Raw genomic sequence first — 16,914 nt, forward strand, 5'->3', positions numbered from 1 at the left:
CTATTTTGTCGCAGAAAGCTCTTTTCACCGTTCTGGCACAGGCATACCCTTAAACATGTATATTAAATATAACTTTTACAGGTGTGATTATGTTTTGTGTGCAATGTGAACAAACCATCCGTACCCCGGCAGGCAACGGCTGCTCTTACGCGCAGGGTATGTGCGGTAAAACCGCAGAAACATCAGACCTGCAGGATCTGCTGATAGCCGCCCTGCATGGTCTTTCCGCCTGGGCCTTCAAAGCCCGTGAATACGGCATCGTCGACCATTACGTCGACAGCTTCGCGCCGCGCGCGTTTTTCTCCACGCTGACTAACGTCAACTTCGATTCTCCGCGCATCGTCGGCTATGCCCGCGAAGCGATTGCCCTGCGCGAAGCTTTGAAAGCGCAGTGCCTGAATGCCGATACCAGTGCCCGCGTGGACAACCCAATGGCGGAGCTTCAGCTGGTGAGCGACGACCTGGGCGAGCTACAGCGCCAGGCCGCAGAATTTACCCCTAATAAGGACAAAGCGGCGATTGGCGAGAACATCCTTGGCCTGCGTCTGCTGTGCCTGTACGGCCTGAAAGGTGCAGCGGCCTATATGGAACACGCGCACGTTCTCGGGAAGTCAGATAACGACATTTACGCCCAGTACCACAAAATTATGGCGTGGCTCGGCACCTGGCCTTCCGACATGAACGCCCTGCTCGAGTGCGCAATGGAAATCGGCCAGATGAACTTCAAGGTCATGAGCATTCTGGATGCCGGTGAAACCAGCACTTACGGTCATCCGACCCCGACGCAGGTCAACGTCAAAGCGACCGAAGGCAAATGCATCCTGATTTCCGGCCACGACCTGAAAGATCTCTACAACCTGCTGAAGCAGACCGAAGGCACCGGCGTTAACGTCTATACCCACGGCGAAATGCTGCCCGCCCACGGCTACCCGGAACTGCGCAAGTTCAAGCATCTGGTGGGTAACTACGGCAGCGGCTGGCAAAATCAGCAGGTAGAGTTCGCCCGCTTCCCTGGCCCTATCGTGATGACCTCAAACTGCATCATCGACCCTACCGTGGGCGCGTATGACGACCGCATCTGGACCCGCAGCATCGTCGGCTGGCCGGGCGTGAGCCACCTTGAAGGCGACGATTTCGGTCCGGTTATCGAGCAGGCGCAGCAGATGGCGGGCTTCCCGTACAGCGAAATCGAACATCTGATCACCGTTGGCTTCGGTCGCGAAACGCTGCTGGGTGCGGCAGATTCTCTGATTGACCTCGTCAGCCGTGAAAAGCTGCGCCACATCTTCCTCGTTGGGGGATGCGACGGCGCGCGCGGCGAGCGTAACTACTTTACCGATTTCGCCACCAGCGTGCCGGATGATTGCCTGATCCTGACCCTGGCGTGCGGTAAATACCGTTTCAACAAGCTGGACTTCGGCAACATCGAAGGCCTGCCGCGCCTGATTGATGCAGGCCAGTGCAACGATGCTTACTCGGCCATCATTCTGGCGGTCACGCTGGCGGAAAAACTCGGCTGCGGCGTCAACGACCTGCCGCTCTCGCTGGTGCTCTCCTGGTTTGAGCAGAAAGCGATTGTCATCCTGCTCACCCTGCTCTCTTTGGGCGTAACCAACATCGTAACCGGCCCGACCGCGCCAGGCTTCCTGACGCCGGACCTGCTGGCGGTGCTCAATGAAAAATTCGGTCTGCGTTCCGTGACCAACGTTGAAGATGATATGAAACAACTGCTGAGCGCGTAAGGAGCGATTCATGACCATGCCAACTTCACAATGTCCGTGGCGGATGCAGGTTCATCACATCCATCAGGAGACGCCGGATGTGTGGACGCTGTCGCTGCTCTGCCACGACTACTATCCGTACCGTGCGGGCCAGTATGCGCTGGTCAGCGTTCGCAACTCGGCGGACACGCTTCGCGCCTATACGATCTCCTCCACGCCGGGCGTGAGCGAGTACATTACGCTCACTATCCGCCGCATTGATGACGGCGCAGGTTCTCAGTGGCTGACCCGTGACGTGAAGCGCGGAGATTACATCTGGCTGTCTGACGCGCAGGGGGATTTCACCTGTGACGACAAGGCAGACGATAAATTCCTGCTGCTGGCGGCGGGCTGCGGCGTAACGCCGATCATGTCGATGCGCCGCTGGCTGGCGAAGAACCGCCCGCAGGCCGACGTGCAGACGATCTTCAGCGTGCGCTCTCCGGAAGATGTGATTTTTGCCGAGGAGTGGCGTGATTATCCGGTGACGCTGGTGGCGGAACACAACGCGACCCACGGTTTTGTGCCCGGTCGCCTGAGCCGCGAGCTGCTGCAAAGCGTGCCGGACATTGCGAACCGTACCGTGATGACCTGCGGCCCGGCGCCGTACATGGATATCGTGGAGAAAGAAGTTAGAGCGCTTGGCGTGACCCGCTTCTTCAAAGAGCAGTTCTTCACGCCGGTGGCGGAAGCGGCAACCAGCGGGATTCAGTTCACCAAACTGCAGCCCGCACAGACCTTCTTTGGCCGCGTGGGCACCACGCTGCTGGAAGCGCTGGAAAGCAACAAGGTGCCGGTAGTCGCGGCCTGCCGTGCGGGCGTGTGCGGCTGCTGTAAAACGAAAGTGGTTTCCGGGGAATATACCGTCACCAGCACCATGACGCTGTCCGACGCGGAAATTGCCGAGGGTTACGTGCTGGCGTGCTCGTGCCATCCGCAGGGGGATTTGGTCCTCGCATAAGCAATAAACGTTCGATCGTAGGCCCGGTAAGCGTCAGCGCCACCGGGCTTTTTTGCCGGGTGGCACTGCGTTTACCCGGCCTACGTTGTGCATGCTGCCTGTACGGCAGTGAACTGGAACAATCTACACCTATCACCTTGTCAGATAAAGAATTCCCCTAAAAAATACCCCTTAAACCCTTTTTCATCACAAATAATTCCGCTTAATAAAATCAAAGAGTTAAAAACCACCAATAAAAAGAGGCCAGAGACCCTTATATTTTCAGTACCCAGCTTTATTGCCACGCAGGCGCTTTCCCTAACGCAAACCGCCCTGCCCCTAAACACGCCACCGCCAGCGAGCCAACAAAGAAGTACACCAGACTTTCAATCGCCCATGCCCCAACCTTATCGAGCGCGAACGTTTCACCCATTCCCACCATCAGCCATGCCACGATCATCGTTAACGCCAGCACCAGCGCGGCCGGGCGCGTAAAGAGCCCGACAATAATCAGGATCGGTGCCACCACTTCGCCAACCAACACGCCGTAGGCAATAAATCCCGGCAGCCCTTTCTCCACAAGCATGCCGCTGATAAAGCCCACGCCGCCAAACAGCTTATGCAAACCGTGAAAAAGCATCAGCCCACCGACGGCAAGTCGTAACAAGAGTTTGCCTAGATCGTCGTACGATAACTTTTCATTAACAGCAATTAACAATGATTTAACCATTTGAAATGATTCCTGTTTTCACTGAGACATCACCAGATTATGCCGAAGCGTTGCGCGTGAAAAGCACCTTTTAAATGGGGGGATTTGACGGGCAATACAGTGACTTTCTTCTAAGCTTGTAAGCGATATCACAAAAAGGAGACGGACAACCATGAAACAAACCGTGGCTGCATATATAGCGAAAACGCTCGAACAGGCTGGCGTAAAACGTATCTGGGGCGTGACCGGCGATTCCCTGAACGGGCTTAGCGACAGCCTGAACAAGATGAAAACCATCGAATGGATGCCGACCCGTCATGAGGAGGTCGCTGCCTTCGCCGCCGGTGCCGAAGCGCAGCTCACAGGAGAACTGGCCGTGTGTGCAGGCTCGTGCGGACCTGGCAACCTGCATCTGATCAACGGCCTGTTCGACTGTCACCGTAACCACGTGCCGGTGCTGGCGATTGCCGCCCATATCCCCTCTTCCGAAATCGGCAGCGGCTATTTTCAGGAGACGCATCCGCAGGAGCTGTTCCGTGAATGCAGCCACTACTGTGAGCTGGTTTCATCCCCGGAGCAGATCCCGCAGGTGCTGGCGATCGCCATGCGCAAAGCCGTACTAAACCGTGGCGTTTCCGTGGTCGTTATCCCGGGAGACGTGGCGCTCAAGGCTGCGCCTGAAGGGGCCAGCACCCACTGGTATCACGCCCCGCAGCCGGTGGTGACGCCAGCCGAAGAGGAGCTGAAAAAGCTGGCGCAGCTGCTGCGCTACTCCAGCAATATCGCCCTGATGTGCGGCAGCGGCTGTGCGGGCGCGCATAAAGAGCTGCTGGAATTTGCCGGTAAGCTCAAAGCGCCCATCGTCCACGCCCTGCGCGGCAAAGAGCACGTCGAATACGATAACCCGTACGATGTGGGCATGACCGGGCTGATCGGTTTTTCTTCCGGCTTCCACACCATGATGAACGCCGACACGCTGATCCTGCTCGGCACCCAGTTCCCGTACCGCGCGTTCTATCCGACGGATGCCAAAATCATTCAGATTGATATCAACCCGGCCAGCATCGGCGCGCACAGCAAGGTCGATATGGCGCTTATCGGCGATATTAAATCCACCCTTGCCGCCCTGCTGCCGCTGCTGGAAGAGAAAACCGACCGCAAATTCCTTGATAAGGCGTTGAGCGACTACCGCGACGCGCGCAAGGGGCTGGACGACCTCGCCAAACCGAGCGACAAAGCCATTCATCCGCAGTATCTGGCGCAGCAGATCAGCCATTTTGCGGACGACGACGCTATTTTTACCTGCGACGTCGGCACGCCCACCGTCTGGGCGGCGCGCTACCTGAAGATGAACGGCAAACGTCGCCTGCTCGGCTCGTTCAACCACGGCTCGATGGCCAACGCCATGCCGCAGGCGCTGGGGGCAAAAGCGACGGCACCGGAGCGTCAGGTCGTGGCGATGTGCGGCGACGGCGGGTTCAGCATGCTGATGGGGGATTTCCTGTCGGTGGTGCAGATGAAGCTTCCGCTGAAAATCGTGGTCTTTAACAACAGCGTGCTGGGCTTCGTGGCGATGGAGATGAAGGCCGGCGGCTATCTGACAGACGGCACCGAGCTGCACGACACCAACTTTGCCCGCATCGCCGAGGCCTGCGGCATCACCGGCATCCGCGTCGAGAAAGCCTCAGAGGTGGATGAAGCCCTGCAGCGCGCCTTCTCCATCGACGGTCCGGTACTGGTTGACGTCGTCGTCGCCAAAGAAGAGCTGGCGATCCCGCCGCAGATCAAGCTGGAACAGGCCAAAGGTTTTAGCCTCTACATGCTGCGCGCCATCATCAGCGGGCGCGGTGACGAAGTGATCGAACTGGCAAAAACCAACTGGCTCAGGTAAAACGTTTCGCATGACCTCTTAAAATAAAGGGATGTGAAATGATTGATTTGCGTAGTGATACCGTTACCCGCCCGAGCCGCGCCATGCTCGAAGAGATGATGGCCGCCCCGGTCGGGGACGACGTCTACGGCGATGACCCGACGGTCAACGAACTGCAGCGCTATGCGGCAGAGCTGAGCGGCAAGGAGGCCGCGCTGTTCCTGCCGACCGGCACGCAGGCTAACCTGGTGGCACTGCTCAGCCACTGCGAGCGCGGCGAAGAGTATATCGTCGGCCAGGGTGCGCATAACTACCTGTACGAAGCTGGCGGCGCGGCGGTGCTTGGCAGCATCCAGCCGCAGCCGATTGACGCCGCGCCGGACGGCTCCCTGCCGCTGGATAAAGTCGCGGCAAAAATCAAAGCTGACGATATTCACTTCGCCCGCACCCGGCTGCTCAGCCTCGAAAACACCCACAACGGTAAAGTGCTGCCTCGCGAATACCTGAAAGCGGCGTGGGCGTTTACCCGCGAGCGCAACCTCGGCCTGCACGTCGACGGCGCGCGCATCTTTAACGCCGTGGTGGAGTATGGCTGCGAGCTGAAAGAGATAACGCAATATTGCGACTCGTTCACCATTTGCCTCTCAAAAGGGCTGGGCACGCCGGTGGGTTCGCTGCTGGTCGGCAGCGCAGACTACATCAAGCGCGCCAACCGCTGGCGTAAAATGACCGGCGGCGGCATGCGTCAGGCGGGCATTCTGGCGGCTGCGGGACTGTACGCGTTAAAAAATAACGTGGCGCGCCTCAAGGACGATCATGACAACGCCGCGTGGATGGCAACGCAGCTGCGCGAGATCGGCGCGGACGTGATGCGTCACGACACCAACATGCTTTTTGTGCGCGTGGGCGACGAGCACGCCGCTGCGCTGGGTGAGTTTATGAAAGCGCGTGGCGTGCTGATCAACGCCTCCCCGGTCGTGCGCCTGGTGATGCATCTCGACGTGAGCCGCGAACAGCTGGCCGACGTGGTGAAACACTGGCAGGCGTTTTTACAGGGTTAAGGAGTATCACGTGCCGCAACATATTCTGGTGCTTGGCGCCAGCGGATATATCGGTCAGCACCTCACTACTGCATTAAGCCAGCAGGGGTATCAGGTGCGGGCAGCGGCACGCAATACCGAGCGCCTGCAAAAGCTTGGTTTGCCTGGCGTGACCTGTCACAACGTCGATCTCAACTGGCCGAAGGAACTCCCCGCGCTGCTGGAAGGGGTCGACACGCTTTACTACCTGGTCCACAGCATGGGCGAAGGCGGGGATTTTATCGCCCACGAGCGTCAGGTGGCGATGAACGTCCGCGATGCCCTGCTGCAAACCCCGGTTAAGCAGGTGATTTTTTTAAGCTCGCTCCAGGCACCCGAACACGAGCAGTCCGACCATCTGCGCGCCCGCCAACTGACGGCAGACACGCTGCGCGGGGCGAATATTCCCGTCACCGAACTGCGCGCCGGGATCATCGTCGGCGCGGGTTCCGCCGCCTTCGAAGTAATGCGCGATATGGTCTACAACCTGCCGGTGCTGACCCCGCCGCGCTGGGTGCGCTCGCGCACCACGCCGATTGCGCTGGAGAATTTGCTCCACTATCTGGTGGCCCTGCTGGATCACCCGGCAGAGCAACACCGCGTGCTGGAGGCGGCAGGCCCGGAAGTGCTGAGCTATCAGGAGCAGTTCGAACATTTCATGCGCGTCAGCGGACGCCGCCGCTGGCTGATCCCCATTCCCTTCCCGACCCGCTGGATATCGGTGTGGTTTTTGAATGTGATCACCTCGGTTCCCCCGACGACTGCCAAAGCACTGATCCAGGGGCTAAAACACGATCTGCTGGCGGACGATCGCGCGCTGCGCGCCTTAATTCCCCAGGACCTGATCCGCTTTGACGACGCGGTGCGCCATACGCTGAAAGAAGAAGAGAAGCTGGTAAACTCCAGCGACTGGGGCTACGACGCGCAGGCCTTTGCCCGCTGGCGCCCCGAGTACGGCTATTACCCGAAGCAGGCGGGCTGCACGGTAAAAACCTCTGCCAGCCTTCACGCGCTGTGGGAGGTGGTGAACCAGATCGGCGGCAAAGAGCGGTATTTCTTCGGCAATATCCTCTGGCAGACGCGCGGTGCGATGGATCTGCTGGTCGGTCACCGGCTGGCGAAAGGCCGCCCGGCGCATCCGTATCTTAAGCCAGGCGATGCGGTCGACAGCTGGAAGGTGATCGTCGTCGAGCCGGAAAAACAGCTGGCGCTACTGTTCGGCATGAAGGCGCCGGGGCTGGGGCGGCTCTGCTTTACGCTCAAGGACAAAGGCGATCATCGGGAACTGGACGTTCGCGCCTGGTGGCACCCACACGGGATGCCGGGTCTGTTCTACTGGCTGTTTATGATCCCCGCCCATCTGTTTATCTTCCGGGGAATGGCAAAACGCATTGCGCAACTGGCAGAACAAAAGACGAAAATAAGTTAATAAAACCCTCTTTCTTTCACCTTTCCCATTGCAACACATCGTAATTCACGAAAGAATGCGCACGAAATTCTTTTCAACACAGTGGATTGATATGAAGGTACTGGTTACCGGGGCGACCAGCGGCTTAGGCCGAAATGCGGTCGAATTTCTGCGCAACAAGGGCATCAGCGTCAGGGCCACCGGTCGCAACGAAGCGATGGGGAAACTGCTGCAAAAAATGGGCGCGGAGTTCGTCCATGCCGACCTGACGGAGCTGGTCTCCTCGCAGGCGAAGGTGATGCTCGCCGGTATCGACACGCTGTGGCACTGCTCCAGTTTTACCTCCCCGTGGGGAACCCAGGAAGCCTTCGATCTCGCCAACGTGCGCGCCACGCGTCGTCTGGGCGAATGGGCCGTCGCCTGGGGCGTGCGTAACTTTATCCATATATCCTCCCCGTCGCTCTATTTTGATTATCACCACCATCGCGACGTGCAGGAAGATTTCCGCCCTGCTCGCTTTGCCTGCGAGTTTGCCCGCAGCAAGGCGGCCAGCGAAGAGGTGATCGATCTGCTGGCGCAGTCAAACCCGCATACCCGTTTTACCGTCCTGCGCCCGCAGAGCCTCTTCGGACCGCACGACAAAGTGTTTATTCCGCGTCTGGCGCAGATGATGCACCACTACGGCAGCGTGCTGCTGCCGCGCGGCGGCGATGCGCTGGTGGACATGACCTATTACGAAAATGCCGTCCACGCCATGTGGCTGGCAAGCCAACCGGACTGCGATAAGCTTATCTCCGGTCGCGCCTATAACATCACCAACGGTGAACCGTGCACGTTGCGCAGCATTGTGCAGCGGCTGATTGATGAACTGCAGATCGACTGCCGTATCCGTTCCGTGCCCTACCCGATGCTGGACATGATCGCCCGCAGCATGGAGCGTTTTGGCAGTAAATCCGCCAAAGAGCCCGCGCTGACGCACTACGGCGTATCGAAGCTTAACTTTGATTTTACGCTGGATATCACGCGCGCGGAGACTGAGCTGGGGTATAAGCCGATTGTGACGCTGGATGAAGGCATTGTGCGCACGGCGGCGTGGTTACGGGATCACGGGAAGTTGCACCGCTAGCCTTTTTGCCCGGTGGCGGCTTCGCCTTACCGGGCCTACATCCCCTCGCGCCTCCGGGGAGAGGGGAAAGTGCAAATACTAAAACGGCAACCTTTCGGTTGCCGTTTGCTTTTACAGAGCCGTCCAGGCATCAGCCCATGCCAGACCTGCGCCTGGTTCATAGTATGCCGGGGAGTTGTTACACCAGCCGCTGTACGGGAACGGTTTGCACTGGAACAGTTTACCGTGGTTGTTCACGATATCACCTGCGTTGTACTTGCTGTTCGCGCTCCACGCCTGGTAAGTACCTTCGTCACCTGATGGCGTTGCCGCTTTCGCTTTCACGTTCAGCAGGTAAGTGGTGGTATTGCTCAGCTCGCCATCGCTGACGGTCAGGCTGATTTCAATCTGCTGCGCCGTTGCGGACTCAGGCGCCTTGAAGGTCACCACCGCTTTATCTTCGCCGGTCACAGTCTGGCCATCCTGAGAATGCCAGGTGTAGGTCAGCTTGTTGCCGTCCGCGTCGGTAGAGCCTTCCGCGCTCAGAGAAACCTGTGCGCCCGCTTCAACGGCACCGATTGGACCCGCAATCTGCGCAACCGGCGCGTGGTTCACCGCAACAGGTTCAGCCGGGGTTTCATCCGGCGTTGGCGCTGGAGCTGGTGCCGGCGTTTCATCTTCTGAAGGCGTTGGCGCTGGCGTTACCGGGGTTTCGTCCGGCGTTACGGCAGAGCCGTCATCGTTCACGATATTGACGTTATAGAACTTCTGCACGCACTTGGTATAGTCGCCGTCTTTGAACGCGCTGAACGGCGTCTGGTAGCCCACGAGCTGGCACGAGTAGGTCTTACCGTCTGGCGTATCCGCGCTCCATCCCCAGTCCTGCTCCCAGTAGATCTTCAGGGCGCCGGCACCGTATTCGTCGAACTGCTTCATGTTGGCGCAGCCCAGCACTTCATTGGCCGGAACAGGCACTTTCAGGTAGTTCGCGAACTCTTTGTAGTACTTGATACGGTTCTGAGACTGAGCAATTTCAGTCGGGCCGCCGCACTCTACGCCGCCGTTGATGATCTGGGTGGTCACACCGAAGCCAGGGACCAGACCGTTGGCTTTATCATGATCGTTCGGCTGCCACGTGCCGTCGATAACCTGCAGCATGCTTGGTTTTGGCGGCTGCGGGTAGGCGAAGAAGAAGATCGCGCTCGCCAGGTTCAGCCAGGTATCCGCCACCAGCTCAGGTTTATCCAGCAGGGTACGCACGTCGCCGTACATTGCTTCGGAGAACGGACCGTAGTTGTAGTTGTAGGACAGCTGCTTCGCGCCGCGACCGAAGTAGCTCAGGAAGTCGCCGTCTTTATCCTTACCGCACGGCCAGGTCTGGCCCTGCCATACTTTCGGGTCACATTCGCCGTTATAGCCGCCCTTCTGCCCTTCGCTCCAGCCCATTTCACGCACGTGGACCAGCGCCTGACGCCACTCGGCTTCCGGACGCCAGCTTTCGTGGCCGCCGGTTTCCTGGGCAAAGTGGGCAAACATGGTGGCCAGCTCTTTGCGGCAAATCGCATCGCTGTCGCGACCGTCGTTATAGGTCTTACACAGCGCCGGGAATTTACCTACGGCTTTCAGGAAGTTGCTGTAGGTATAGGCCTGAGCGCGCAGCGGGAAGAGATAATCCCAGTCGCTGGCCTTCACGATCCCTTCCACGCGCTTAACGTTGTCCGGGTTCGCCGCACGGCCTGGCTCAATCATTTCGACCTGCGCGTTATCAAGGGTCTGAATCGTCTCTTTAACGGAGGTCATCAGCGGGAAGTTAGTGAGCTCCTGCTCTTTCTTCGCCAGATCGCTGGCTTTCATGGTGTACGGCTCGCCGGTGGTCGCCTGCAAAGAGGCAGCCTGCGCCATAAAAGGTGCAACGCAAGCACCAGCAACAAGTACACTCAGTAACGTCCTTTTGTTCATTTCAATATTCCTGTTTCGTTAAGATTAAAAAAAGAATCCCGGTTTATGTATTAATCCATTAATAAATAAACCACAGACAGCTGTTTTCACTTTTCGAAGAACACCAAAAGGAATTCTTCAAAAAATAAAAAACGTTAATAACGCGCTGCTAATTTCAATTCCTGATATTTTTTCCAGACTTTGTGGGCATACATCATACGCTGCGGATAATTCTCTTTTTTCAACCCGGCGTTATAAGCTCCCACCGCTTCCCAGTTATAGCCGTAGACCTTAATCATGTTTGAGAGAATTGACGCTCCCACCATAATTGAGGTACAGGGTTCGGCCATCAACTGATATTCATCAATGCCTTTGCTCTCAAGCTCCGTAAAGTGCGAGCTGTTTATTTGCATTAATCCCACATCGCGAGTGCCATCGTGGTTTTGCCCAACCGCATACGGGTTCATCCCGGATTCAACGTTAGCAATGGCATACAGTAAATAAGGATCGACATGATAATAATGTGCAGCTCTGTCCCAACAATTTGCCAGTGCGCTTTGGCTTATTATCAATAACAATAATATTAACTTTTTCATTTTTACCTGCTGACATTTGCGGTTATTTCTCCTGGCCAACATCCTGTAAAATGAAGTTTGAATTGCTCCCCCCAATAAGGGGGGAGCATTTATTGGGCTAGATTATTTGCAGTCTGTTGCTGCGCCTTCTTTTACCCATACGTCGCTGTTAGCCGGGTTATCACCACGGGTCCACCATTTGGCACGGTAAACGCTGCCCTGGTAAGTGGTGGTATCACCGCCGTTATAGACCAGGTCAGAACGCCAGTTCATCTTCACGTTGCTCACCAGTTCCCATGCATCCACACCGAAGCCAGGCTGGTTGCCCTGCGTCCAGTACTTCGCTTTCCACACCAGATGGTCGAAGCTTACGGTATCGCCATTGTTGTAGATTTTGCTGGCATCCCACGCAGCATATTTGCTGGCGTTAGCATCGACAGGCGCATCGCAGCTACCGGTTGCAGAACCTTCGTCAGATGGCGGAGTCACATCATCAGCCGGAGGGGTCACATCGTCAGCTGGTGGGGTCACATCGTCAGCCGGAGGAGTCACCTCATCAGCCGGTGGCGTTACGTCAGCCGGTTTAGGATTCACAGTCACCTGCACGTTAGACTGCACGCTGGTTTTACCATCCGTCACAACAACGCTCAGCGTGTAAGAAGAGGTATTGTTCACCTCTGGCGCAGTGATGCGAACGTTAGCAGTATCGGTACCCGTTGCGTTCATATCAGCCGGTACGCTCCAGCTGTAGGTCAGCGCATCGCCATCAGGATCGGAGGCTTGTGCATGCAGAGAAATCGCTTCACCGGATTCAACGGTAACGGATTCCATGGCATTGATCACCGGAGCCTGGTTGGCCTTAGGCGCTTTGTTCACTACCTGTACGTCGATAGCGTTGCTCAACCCTTTCGCGTCGGTCACGGTCAGGCGGAACACCAGGTTCTGATCGCTGGTCACGGCCGGTACGCTGAAGCTGGCTTTCGCTTTGGTGCTGTTCGCCAGGGTCACGGTGGCGCCGGAAACCTGCGTCCATTTATAGGTCAGCGCATCGCCGTCCTGGTCGCTGGAGGCTGAGCCGTCGAGCGTGACAGTCGCCGGGCCCGTTACCGTCATGTCGGTTGCAGAAGCGACCGGCGCATGGTTGGTTACAACCGGCTCAACAGGCGTAGAGCTGCCGCCCAGCAGACTTTCGTTCATGGCATTCAGGATATCGCCGTTATCGGATTCGATAGACCATGCGAACAAACCACCCAGGTTTTTGCTCAGCACGTATTTGCCTTTCGCATTGACGGAACGGGCGTTATCGTATGTCACCAGCTCACCGGTGGATTTGTTGAACACGTACGGCGCTTCTGCTGCTTCGTCGTATTTGTATTCCCAGCCTGGTTTGCCCAGCATCTGGTTTACAATCTGACGGTAGTCAACAATACCGTTTTCCCATGTCCCTTTGATTGGACCTGTCGCGGTACCGGTGAATGGATTGTCACCCGTGTAACCGTGAACGCCGGTCCAGCCGCGGCCATACATGCCCGCACCGACGACGATCTTGCCAGGCTGAACGCCCTGCGCCAGCATCTCTTTCACTGCGTTATCGGTGGTGTAGTTGGTATCTGGTTTCCAGGACGCACCGTACAGCGCGGTCTGGTGACCCAAATCGGTATTACTCCACGCACCGTAGAAGTCGTAGCTCATCAGGAAGATATGGTCGATGTACTGCTGCGCGGTGTTGTAGTCCACGTCTTCGATCTTATCTTTACCTGCACCGATTGCCGTGGTCAGCTCGTAGGTACGGCCAGTTTCCGCAGACAGCTCGTTCAGCATCTGACGCAGGTCATGCATCAGCGCGGTGTAAGTCGCTTTGTCGGTCTGCGGGTTACCCAGCTTGGCGTTCTCACCGCCGCCGCCCGGGAATTCCCAGTCGATATCCACACCGTCGAATACTTTCCAGGTGGTCAGGAAGTCTTTAACGGACGCAACGAAGCGGTCACGCAGCACTTTGTTATCCATCTGATAGAACGGGTCAGACAGAGTCCAGCCGCCTACGGATGGCAGGATTTTCAGATCAGGATGGGCTTTTTTCATCGCCATCAGCTGGCCGTAGTTGCCTTTGTACGGGTCGTCCCAGTTGCTTACGCCCTGCTGAGGTTTTTGCAGCGCAGCCCACGGGTCGTGGATCGCCACGGTGTAGTCCTGGCGGCCCTGACAGGCGCGTTTCAGAGACTCCAGCGCGCCGGAGGATTTGGCGCTGTCGTTAATGCCGTCGCCGCCACAGATTGGAATGAAGCCGTACAGCAGGTGGTTAATGTTCGCGACAGGAATTTTGTCTGCCGAGAAGTTACGGTCGTACACGCCCCACTCAGGGAAGTAAGCGCCAACCACTTTATCGGTGTGCTGCGCGAACGCTTTGTTGTTTTCCAGCAGCGGGGTGTTCAGAGGAAGCAGGTGGCTACCGTCGGTGTCCGCCACGATGATCAGCTTGCTGGCGCTCTTGGTGCAGCCGCTGTCGTTACACAGCTCGACCTGCTCCTGATAGCGTCCGCCTTTCTTCACTTTAAAGGTCGCAGAGCCTGCGGCACTACCCGCACCGGTCCAGACGGTCTTGCCGTCCAGCAAAACTTTTGCAGACGTTGGGGCATCGCCGCTCCAGACGTTCCACTCCACCTTCACGTCAACGCCATCTTTATGCACTTTGATGAGGTTGTTGTAGTCCTGTGCCGCCTGATCCACCTCTACCAGCGCAAACTTATCATTGCCTGATGTAATTGACGGTGTACCCGGCGCCGCTGCAAATACTGAGCTTGTTGCGGCTGCAACAAAAAGCGCCAGATATTTAGGCTTCATAAATTTCATTTTTTATTTCCTGATAAATTTATTCGTAACGTAATAATCCATGTCTTCCTTGAGAGCATGGAGTCTATTTGCGTAATGCGTATTTAACCAACCTGAAAACCGTGACAAAAAACGTCTTGCTGCGTTGTATTCCTCCATAAAAAGATACAAGCCCAAATTCCGTGTAGCTTATATCTTTTACGATACACTGAGCGCAAAGAGACATCCTTCTCTTCCACCGTCAAAAAAACTTATAAAAAAACTTGACCTGTATATTTAAAATATGAAAGCAAACTGCTGTCCAATAAACACGACTATTCCAGCAAATGACAGATAGGGTCCGAAAGAAATAGTGAGGTTATTTTTATTTAAATTATTTAACGCGAAATAGCCCGCGATACCGCTCAACGCTGCGGCAAGTTCAATTGAAGGCAGCGCCTGCCAGCCGCACCAGGCACCTAAGGCCGCCAGCAGCTTAAAATCGCCGTAGCCCAGTCCTTCCCGCCCGGTCAGCAGGCGAAAGGCCCAGTAAAGCAGCCAGAGCGACAGATAGCCCGCTACCGCACCGAACAGCGCGTCCTGCAACGGCAATCTGTGGTCAAATGCATGGAGTAAGAGACCTGCCCACAACAGCGGCTGGGTCAGGCAGTCCGGAAGAAGCTGATGCTGCCAGTCGATTATCGCCAGAGGCAGTAAAAACAGCGCGAGTAACCACAGCGAAAACAACCCCTGAACGTCCGGCATGCACCAGGCCGTAACGCCAAAAAACAGCGCCGAGAAAAATTCGATCAAAAATAACCGCAGCGGGATGGTCGTGCCGCACTGGTGGCAGCGTCCCCGTAATAACAGCCAGCTGACCAGGGGAATATTTTCCCATGCAGCAAGCGTGTGCTGGCACACCGGACAGTGCGAGGCAGGAAAGAGCAGATTGCCGCTTCCCTCTTCATCCATCACAATTCCCGGCAGGCGCTCGGCAACAACGCCAAGAAAACTGCCCATAATCCCGCCCAGGATCGCACTCATTATCGGAAAACTAACCGGGCAGGCCTCCCGGATCAGCGAGAAGGTATTCATGCGTTTTTTGCCCAGGTGAGCTGCACCTGCGCTTTTACATCGCTGAGATGGTCAACCGGCGTGAGGTTTATTTTTTGCAATCTGACGCCGGAGGTCTGATTAATTTCGCGCAGCCAGTTTTTTAATTCATAAACATTTACCCGATTAACCACGAACGATAAAGTTTGTCCCTCCTGGCGCACGTCCGTCAGCGACAGGTTAATTTCATTGGCGCTTTTCTCGACCACTGTGCGTGGATTATCCGTTTTGACTAACTGAACCTGAAGATGATTTTTATCAATTTCATTGCGCATCCAGTTAAGCGTCTCTTTTTGTCTTTTAAGCGTCGATTTACTATTTTGAATCATATTATCCAAAGGGATGACTCCTGCGTAATACACCGCAGCCCCAAGCAGGGCAACGATGCAGAGTTTTAAAATAACTTTCTCCCGGGCGCTGTAGTTCTGGTAGCGTGATTTCAGCTGCGCGATTCGCTCTTTCATTTATGTTTCCCTGCGATCATGGCGGTATAGGGTTCGGTGGTTGAAACAGGCTGTAAGGTAAAATCGAAATTCTCACGGGTCTGGTTAACAAACGCCTGCAACGCGGGCTGGTTTTGCGCGCTGACGCTCAGCGTCAGCGTGTTTTGCTGCGCATCGTATTCCAGCAGATCGATTTCCATCGCAGGCACTGACTGCCGGGCGGCCGCCAGCTCGTCCAGCTGAAGGAAAATCCCCTTACTCTGTTTTTTGACGTTCTGACCAAAGTGATATTTGATATTGGTCTGGTGACGCATGCTGGGGAAATGGTGCTTATACACCTGGAGGATCTCCTCCTGTATCTGGTTTTCCTGCTGCACCAGCATCCAGGCCATCGCAACGCGCGGCCCCAGCAGCAGGCCAACGGACAGCAGGGCCGCAATCGCCACTGCGGCTTTCATGCTTTTCGCGACGCGCCCGTTACCGGCCTTAAGGCTGAATTCACCGTGAAGCAGATTCACGCGACAGGCCTGCCACTGCGGCTGGATCAGCACCAGCGGATGCTGCCAGGGCTGGGCAATGTCGACGTCCACACCAGCAGGCGCTTCGCCGTAACAGCACACCTCCCCCTCTCCGGCCTTCTGCATCAGAAGCGGCAGCAGGCTCGCTTCCATTTCGCTGGCAACATGCGGTGATAAACGTAGCCAGTAGCCGTCGTCCTGAGCGACAAGAGTACTTCCGCCAGCCGTCACGGGCAGCAGCCAGGCATCCGGCAGCACCTGGATCACTTTTAACCCCGCCTCCTGACAGCGGCTTAACCACCCGCGCAGCAGATCGGCGTCTATCGCCACCGCATCAACCTCAGCGCCTTTTTTGTTCAGCACCGTCCAGTGGAGATTATCCACCTCGCCAATCAGCGTCTCTTCCGCCATCCAGGAGAATGCCGTCGCCTGAGAGGCGACTTTCTTCGGCAGCGTAAAATGGCGGAAGATCATGCTGCTGGCGGGCAGCAGCAGACAAACACGGGCCGCCAGTGGGTGGTCCGCCAGCGCGTCCAGGCTCTCCAGCGTCTCAACCTGCTGGCTGCCGGAGACACACCCCATTATTTTCCCGCCCTCGCGGTTATCGGGACGAACAAAAAGTACCTGTTTCATAGCGATCTACTTTTC

Annotated in this window: 13 protein-coding genes; 6 read left to right on the forward strand and 7 right to left on the reverse strand. The window is 56.5% G+C overall.

The genetic code is table 11. The features are described from left to right. Positions 1–89 precede the first annotated feature (89 nt). A complete protein-coding gene (hcp, locus tag IM313_RS12960) occupies positions 90–1,742 on the forward strand; it encodes a hydroxylamine reductase (RefSeq protein WP_048999359.1) in 1,653 nt (550 codons plus the stop codon). 10 nt (positions 1,743–1,752) lie between these two features. Then, positions 1,753–2,721 (forward strand): NADH oxidoreductase, encoded by a 969-nt coding sequence (gene hcr, locus IM313_RS12965; protein WP_028012541.1) that lies wholly within the window; start codon positions 1,753–1,755, stop codon positions 2,719–2,721. A 274-nt stretch (positions 2,722–2,995) separates the two neighbouring features. On the opposite strand, the gene IM313_RS12970 is transcribed toward hcr, so the two are convergent. Next, positions 2,996–3,430, reverse strand: a complete 435-nt coding sequence (locus IM313_RS12970) for a DoxX family protein (protein ID WP_192970846.1) — start codon at positions 3,428–3,430, stop codon at positions 2,996–2,998. Positions 3,431–3,581: 151 nt separating this feature from the next. Between IM313_RS12970 and poxB the strand changes: the two genes are divergently transcribed. The 4 genes from poxB (at position 3,582) to IM313_RS12990 (ending at position 8,892) form a co-directional block, all read left to right on the forward strand. Further along, the gene (gene poxB, locus IM313_RS12975; RefSeq protein ID WP_028012539.1) at positions 3,582–5,300 is read left to right on the forward strand and encodes a ubiquinone-dependent pyruvate dehydrogenase; all 1,719 of its coding nucleotides are present in this window, start codon (positions 3,582–3,584) and stop codon (positions 5,298–5,300) included. Positions 5,301–5,338: 38 nt separating this feature from the next. Next, complete coding sequence (gene ltaE / locus IM313_RS12980) at positions 5,339–6,340, forward strand: low-specificity L-threonine aldolase (RefSeq protein ID WP_192970845.1); 1,002 nt, start codon at positions 5,339–5,341, stop codon at positions 6,338–6,340. A gap of 10 nt (positions 6,341–6,350) precedes the next feature. Continuing rightward, entirely contained in the window at positions 6,351–7,787 is a 1,437-nt protein-coding gene (locus IM313_RS12985; RefSeq protein WP_192970844.1) for an SDR family oxidoreductase, read from the forward strand. Positions 7,788–7,878: 91 nt separating this feature from the next. Beyond that, positions 7,879–8,892, forward strand: coding sequence for an NAD(P)-dependent oxidoreductase (locus tag IM313_RS12990; RefSeq protein WP_028012536.1), 1,014 nt, complete (start codon positions 7,879–7,881; stop codon positions 8,890–8,892). Positions 8,893–9,003: 111 nt separating this feature from the next. Here the strand turns inward: IM313_RS12990 and IM313_RS12995 are convergent, their stop codons facing one another. From IM313_RS12995 to gspL, 6 genes are all read right to left on the reverse strand, one after another. After that, a complete protein-coding gene (locus IM313_RS12995; protein ID WP_192970843.1) occupies positions 9,004–10,830 on the reverse strand; it encodes a chitinase in 1,827 nt (608 codons plus the stop codon). 134 nt (positions 10,831–10,964) lie between these two features. Next, on the reverse strand, positions 10,965–11,405 hold the full coding sequence (gene iagB, locus IM313_RS13000) for a type III secretion system invasion protein IagB (RefSeq protein ID WP_045261797.1): 441 nt from the start codon (positions 11,403–11,405) through the stop codon (positions 10,965–10,967). Positions 11,406–11,507: 102 nt separating this feature from the next. Further along, a complete protein-coding gene (locus tag IM313_RS13005) occupies positions 11,508–14,234 on the reverse strand; it encodes a glycosyl hydrolase family 18 protein (RefSeq protein WP_047368191.1) in 2,727 nt (908 codons plus the stop codon). A 255-nt stretch (positions 14,235–14,489) separates the two neighbouring features. Next, entirely contained in the window at positions 14,490–15,287 is a 798-nt protein-coding gene (locus IM313_RS13010) for an A24 family peptidase (protein WP_192970842.1), read from the reverse strand. After that, positions 15,284–15,769 carry a type II secretion system protein GspM gene (gspM, locus tag IM313_RS13015; protein ID WP_045261799.1) on the reverse strand — a complete coding sequence of 162 codons (486 nt, stop codon included), beginning with the start codon at positions 15,767–15,769 and terminating at the stop codon, positions 15,284–15,286. Before gspM ends, IM313_RS13010 begins: the two co-directional genes overlap by 4 nt. After that, on the reverse strand, positions 15,766–16,899 hold the full coding sequence (gspL, locus tag IM313_RS13020) for a type II secretion system protein GspL (RefSeq protein ID WP_192970841.1): 1,134 nt from the start codon (positions 16,897–16,899) through the stop codon (positions 15,766–15,768). The genes gspM and gspL overlap by 4 nt, the downstream gene beginning before the upstream one ends. Positions 16,900–16,914 lie beyond the last annotated feature (15 nt).

It is taken from the genome of Enterobacter cloacae complex sp. P2B, assembly GCF_014895985.1.
Lineage (GTDB): Bacteria > Pseudomonadota > Gammaproteobacteria > Enterobacterales > Enterobacteriaceae > Enterobacter > Enterobacter bugandensis.